General features: G+C 53.2%; 5 protein-coding genes and 1 pseudogene. 3 read left to right on the top strand and 3 right to left on the bottom strand.

Going from position 1 to position 4651, the window contains the following annotated elements:
- Nucleotides 1–165 precede the first annotated feature (165 nt).
- Nucleotides 166–345 (top strand): hypothetical protein, encoded by a 180-nt coding sequence (locus tag HBO10_RS30945; RefSeq protein WP_000902128.1) that lies wholly within the window; start codon nt 166–168, stop codon nt 343–345.
- 153 nt (nt 346–498) lie between these two features.
- On the opposite strand, the gene HBO10_RS30940 is transcribed toward HBO10_RS30945, so the two are convergent.
- Entirely contained in the window at nt 499–1314 is an 816-nt protein-coding gene (locus HBO10_RS30940; protein WP_000018326.1) for an aminoglycoside O-phosphotransferase APH(3')-Ia, read from the bottom strand.
- Between the two features lie 129 nt (nt 1315–1443).
- On the opposite strand from HBO10_RS30940, the gene HBO10_RS30935 reads away from it, so the two are divergent.
- Both HBO10_RS30935 and cml read left to right on the top strand, forming a co-directional pair.
- Nucleotides 1444–2148, top strand: a complete 705-nt coding sequence (locus tag HBO10_RS30935) for an IS6-like element IS26 family transposase (protein ID WP_001067856.1) — start codon at nt 1444–1446, stop codon at nt 2146–2148.
- A gap of 302 nt (nt 2149–2450) precedes the next feature.
- Nucleotides 2451–3656: a CmlA/FloR family chloramphenicol efflux MFS transporter gene (gene cml / locus HBO10_RS30930; protein WP_169904212.1), complete on the top strand. Its 1206-nt coding sequence runs from the start codon at nt 2451–2453 to the stop codon at nt 3654–3656.
- Between the two features lie 167 nt (nt 3657–3823).
- Here cml and HBO10_RS30925 read toward each other — a convergent pair whose 3' ends face one another.
- Both HBO10_RS30925 and HBO10_RS30920 read right to left on the bottom strand, forming a co-directional pair.
- Nucleotides 3824–4312, bottom strand: coding sequence for a GNAT family N-acetyltransferase (locus tag HBO10_RS30925; protein WP_169904213.1), 489 nt, complete (start codon nt 4310–4312; stop codon nt 3824–3826).
- A gap of 18 nt (nt 4313–4330) precedes the next feature.
- A pseudogene (locus HBO10_RS30920) lies at nt 4331–4525 on the bottom strand (LLM class flavin-dependent oxidoreductase); the annotation flags it as partial.
- Between the last annotated feature and the right edge of the window lie 126 nt (nt 4526–4651).

Below are 4651 nucleotides of genomic sequence, written 5' to 3'. Positions count from 1 at the left end.
GCCAGGCCTCAGCATTTTATTATGGTGATCCCCTGGGCGAAATGCGCCTGGTAAGCAGAGTTTTTGAAACGTAAGGCCTTTGAATAAGACAAAAGGCTGCCTCATCGCTAACTTTGCAACAGTGCCGAATTTAGCGCGGTCGCTAAACATTTCGGCACCACCCAGGTGCTGCACGATATCAATCTGAAAATTGATGCCGGTGAATACCGGCTGGCTGCCGACGATCCGGATGAGGAGAACACCCTCGCCACGGCAGTTTTCACCCTCGATGCCAACCACGTCAGGTGGCAAATTTTCGACATTAACCGCGACGATGCTAAATTTCAGGGAGAAGTGCGTGGGTGAGATAGCCGGTCGTCAGTCATAAAGGGCAGGGTAGTACCGTTGGCCCGGCGTTCGATAGTACCGTCCGGATACTGCCAGATATCGGCGTCCAGGGAGATGTCCTGAAGCGCGGTGTCCGGAATTTCAGGTTTGTGTCTCTACAAAGACTAACTATCAGAAAAACTCATCGAGCATCAAATGAAACTGCAATTTATTCATATCAGGATTATCAATACCATATTTTTGAAAAAGCCGTTTCTGTAATGAAGGAGAAAACTCACCGAGGCAGTTCCATAGGATGGCAAGATCCTGGTATCGGTCTGCGATTCCGACTCGTCCAACATCAATACAACCTATTAATTTCCCCTCGTCAAAAATAAGGTTATCAAGTGAGAAATCACCATGAGTGACGACTGAATCCGGTGAGAATGGCAAAAGCTTATGCATTTCTTTCCAGACTTGTTCAACAGGCCAGCCATTACGCTCGTCATCAAAATCACTAGCATCAACCAAACCGTTATTCATTCGTGATTGCGCCTGAGCGAGACGAAATACGCGATCGCTGTTAAAAGGACAATTACAAACAGGAATCGAATGCAACCGGCGCAGGAACACTGCCAGCGCATCAACAATATTTTCACCTGAATCAGGATATTCTTCTAATACCTGGAATGCTGTTTTCCCGGGGATCGCAGTGGTGAGTAACCATGCATCATCAGGAGTACGGATAAAATGCTTGATGGTCGGAAGAGGCATAAATGCCGTCAGCCAGTTTAGTCTGACCATCTCATCTGTAACATCATTGGCAACGCTACCTTTGCCATGTTTCAGAAACAACTCTGGCGCATTGGGCTTCCCATACAATCGATAGATTGTCGCACCTGATTGCCCGACATTATCGCGAGCCCATCTATACCCATATAAATCAGCATCCAGGTTGGAATTTAATCGCGGCCTCGAGCAAGACGTTTCCCGTTGAATATGGCTCATAACACCCCTTGTATTACTGTTTATGTAAGCAGACAGTTTTATTGTTCATGATGATATATTTTTATCGGCACTGTTGCAAATAGTCGGTGGTGATAAACTTATCATCCCCTTTTGCTGATGGAGCTGCACATGAACCCATTCAAAGGCCGGCATTTTCAGCGTGACATCATTCTGTGGGCCGTACGCTGGTACTGCAAATACGGCATCAGTTACCGTGAGCTGCAGGAGATGCTGGCTGAACGCGGAGTGAATGTCGATCACTCCACGATTTACCGCTGGGTTCAGCGTTATGCGCCTGAAATGGAAAAACGGCTGCGCTGGTACTGGCGTAACCCTTCCGATCTTTGCCCGTGGCACATGGATGAAACCTACGTGAAGGTCAATGGCCGCTGGGCGTATCTGTACCGGGCCGTCGACAGCCGGGGCCGCACTGTCGATTTTTATCTCTCCTCCCGTCGTAACAGCAAAGCTGCATACCGGTTTCTGGGTAAAATCCTCAACAACGTGAAGAAGTGGCAGATCCCGCGATTCATCAACACGGATAAAGCGCCCGCCTATGGTCGCGCGCTTGCTCTGCTCAAACGCGAAGGCCGGTGCCCGTCTGACGTTGAACACCGACAGATTAAGTACCGGAACAACGTGATTGAATGCGATCATGGCAAACTGAAACGGATAATCGGCGCCACGCTGGGATTTAAATCCATGAAGACGGCTTACGCCACCATCAAAGGTATTGAGGTGATGCGTGCACTACGCAAAGGCCAGGCCTCAGCATTTTATTATGGTGATCCCCTGGGCGAAATGCGCCTGGTAAGCAGAGTTTTTGAAACGTAAGGCCTTTGAATAAGACAAAAGGCTGCCTCATCGCTAACTTTGCAACAGTGCCAGCCTCCCCCTATAATGGTCAGATATCGCGCCCCATCCCTTTGGACTGGACCAAACACAGCCATAACGTTTCCCCCGCGACACACCTTCAAGTTATTTATGTGAGGAGCCGTCTGCATGACGAGCACTGAGTCAGCAACTGAGTAAGCCGCAACAAGCTCTGGTCTTGTTGCGGCGTTCTGTACTTCCAATCCCGCTGATTGATAACAAACAGACGCCGCCCGATCTCTTTTTCGAGTGGTAATTTTGTTATGTCTTCCTCACGCTCTTCCTGGGCTTATACGCTACCAGCCACCCTGCTGCTGATGGCGCCCTTCGACATCCTCGCTTCCCTGGGGATGGATATTTACCTGCCCGTCGTCCCGGCCATGCCGGAGCTTCTGGGCACGACTCCAGCCGTCATCCAGCTGACCCTTAGCCTGTACATGCTGCTATTAGGTGCAGGGCAACTGCTCTTTGGCCCCCTGTCGGATCGCATAGGCCGACGACCTGTTTTGCTGACAGGCGCCGCCCTGTTCGTGCTGGCTTCAACCGCCGCTGCCTTGTCCAGTTCCGCCTGGGCTTTTGTCGGTTTTCGGGTGCTGCAAGCCCTGGGGGCCTCGGCCACCCTCGTGGCCTTGTTTGCCACAGTGCGCGATGTGTATGCAGACCGCCCCGAAGGGGTAGTGATCTATAGCCTGTTCAGCTCCATCCTGGCATTCGTACCCGCCTTGGGGCCTATTGCAGGTGCTCTGATTGCCCGTGCGGGCGGGTGGCAGGCCATCTTCCTGAGCTTGGCCGGAATGGGGCTGCTGGCCTGGATCCATGCGCTGTTGCGTTGGCAGGAAACCCGGCCTGCCAAGCCAATACATTCACAACAGTCCGCACTGGCCGTCTTCAAAAGCCCGGCGTTCTGGGTCTATACCCTGGGCTTCTCCACCGGAATGGGGACATTTTTTGTCTACTTCTCGACCGCGCCACGAGTCCTGATCAGACAAGCAGCTTATTCAGAAATGAGCTTCAGCCTGGCCTTTGCCAGCGTTGCCCTGGTGATGATTGCCACCACCCGCCTGTCCAAAACCTTTGTGGCTCGTTGGGGCACCGCCGGAAGCCTGAAACGCGGCATGGGGCTGATTGCTCTTGCCGCCCTGTTGCTGGCAGCAGGACAGCGCTTGCTGGAGCCCACCTTTGCCAGCTTTATCCTGCCCATGTGGCTGGCCGCCATTGGCATTGTGATGACCGTATCCGTCACCGCCAATGGCGCCTTGGCCCAGTTCAACGACGTGGCCGGTTCCGCCGTGGCGATCTACTTTTGCGTGGAAAGCCTGATCGTTAGCGTGATCGGCACCTTGGCAGTGACCTTGCTGGATGGGGACACTGCGTGGCCGCTGGTGGTCTTTGGGCTGGGAATGAGCAGCATGGTTTTGCTTGCTTTGATGTTGCTGGAGGCAAGGACCAAACGCGAGGTTTGTAGATAAAAAAGGGAAGGCTTTCGGTACGCCTTCCCTCCATTTGGATCACCCGTCGTCACTGCTCATGAGTAATTTCAGGAGCGAGCAACGACGGACAACAATGCAATCAAGCGTACCCATGTCCGTAATCCCAGTCCTTATGTGTTCTTGGGACTGGGATTACGGACATTAAGTCAGCAAGCCGTCCCCAAACTCAAGTCATACGTCACCCACGCTGTTGCCTGAGCCAGACCATCGTATAGCCTTCGCGCCTGCGCATTGTCCTGCGCCGTAATCCAGCGCAGGAACGGCCAGCCTTGCTCCTTACCTGCCTGGGCGACTGCCTCAATCAAACGGCGGCCCAGCCCGCCGCCTCGCTGTTCCGGCAACACCAACAAGTCATCCAGAAAACCAGCCTCCTTGCCCAGCAAGGGCTCCGGGAAAGGACGGTAATGCGCCAAACCCAGCAGCACACCATTCGCCGTAGCTACCACCTTGCCCTGCAAAGGATGCTGCGCATCCAGCAGCCAGGACCAGGTACGAGCCAGGATCTCTTCATTCATGGGCTCTTTGTAAAACTCGGCGTACTGTCTGTACAGAGACTCCCAGGCGGCCCGGTCCTGTGGCTGCAGATCCCGGATCTGAATGCCATCGACTACTAGCTGTTCTGCACTGCTATTCATACTTGTATTCCCCTGTTGCTACCATGCTGTTGCAAGAGCAGGCTGCTCCTGATGAGAGGCAAAATGCGGCAGTACATACTCAGCCAGCTCCTGGATAATTTCCGCCGCCGGTCGCTGCGCAAACTGAATACCCAAAGCGGCGTGATTCACACCCACTGCCTGCCATTCCTCCAACAAGGTGATCAGCCCCTTGCGCCCGGTACGCAGTGTAAAACGGCACTGTTGCAAATAGTCGGTGGTGATAAACTTATCATCCCCTTTTGCTGATGGAGCTGCACATGAACCCATTCAAAGGCCGGCATTTTCAGCGTGACATCATTCTGTGGGCCGTACGCTGGT

This window comes from Pseudomonas sp. WS 5503 (genome assembly GCF_012985385.1).
In the GTDB taxonomy this organism is placed as follows: Bacteria; Pseudomonadota; Gammaproteobacteria; order Pseudomonadales; family Pseudomonadaceae; genus Aquipseudomonas; species Aquipseudomonas paracarnis.
Note: the sequence above shows the minus strand (reverse complement) of the source record. Positions and strands in the feature narration are given on the sequence as shown.

Excerpts from the sequence above, each read along its gene's own strand:
- HBO10_RS30925 (WP_169904213.1), bottom strand. The coding sequence starts at position 4,312 with ATGAATAGCAGTGCAGAACAGCTAGTAGTCGATGGCATTCAGATCCGG.
- HBO10_RS30940 (WP_000018326.1), bottom strand. The coding sequence starts at position 1,314 with ATGAGCCATATTCAACGGGAAACGTCTTGCTCGAGGCCGCGATTAAAT.
- HBO10_RS30935 (WP_001067856.1), top strand. The coding sequence starts at position 1,444 with ATGAACCCATTCAAAGGCCGGCATTTTCAGCGTGACATCATTCTGTGG.
- cml (WP_169904212.1), top strand. The coding sequence starts at position 2,451 with ATGTCTTCCTCACGCTCTTCCTGGGCTTATACGCTACCAGCCACCCTG.